Source organism: Caulobacter sp. 17J65-9, assembly GCF_010975005.1.
GTDB lineage: Bacteria > Pseudomonadota > Alphaproteobacteria > Caulobacterales > Caulobacteraceae > 17J80-11.
Genome location: NZ_JAAIVC010000338.1, coordinates 1 through 709, shown reverse-complemented (window position 1 = coordinate 709; position 709 = coordinate 1). Strand labels below are relative to the sequence as shown.

General features: G+C 77.6%; 1 protein-coding gene. It reads left to right on the top strand.

Annotated features, from left to right (window positions below; all coding sequences use genetic code 11):
* On the top strand, window positions 1–709 hold a 709-nt coding region (locus tag G3573_RS21805; RefSeq protein WP_163263703.1), incomplete at both ends, for a hypothetical protein.

Genomic DNA, 709 nt, shown 5'->3' with positions numbered 1-709 from the left:
GGGCGGGGCGGGGGACACCACCCGGCGCATGCCGCGGCTGGGCGAGACGGGCGTGCGCATGTGCGACGCGGCCCTGGCCGCCGACACCCTGCCGGCCGCCTTCGACCTGCGCCGGGCCAGCCTGCTGCGGGCGCGCGCCCTGCACCGCCTGGCCCTGAACGACGTGAAGGGGGCGCTGGCCGACCTTGAGCTGGCCCGCGCCGCGGCGGGGCCGGCCTCGCGCTCAGCCTTCGACCGCAGCCTGGGCGTCGGCGTCGACTACGTGCAGGCCTACGCCCTGGGCATGGCCGGCGACACGGCCGGCGCGCGGGCGCTGGTGCGCTCGACCTTCGCCAAACGGCCCTACAGCCGCCAGTCGGCGCTGGCCGCCCTGATCGTGGCCGACAGCCTGGACGATCCGGCCGAGCTGGAGCGCGCCGCGCGCGAGACCGCCCGCCTGGCCCCGGAGAGCGTCGACGACCTGTTCGGCCTCTTGGTCGAGCAGGGCCGCTGGAACGACGCCCTGGCGATCTGGCCCCAACTGGTCCCGCCGCGCGAAAAGGACGAGACGCCCTACTACGTGGAGATGCGCCGGCAGGGGGACCGCAACTACGTCTCGGCCGCGCGCTACTGGGCCGACAAGGGGGGCTGGCGGGCCTATGCGCTGGCGGCGTCGGGCCGGCCGGCCGAGGCCCGCGCGGCGCTGGCCGAGGCGCGCGACCGCCTCGCC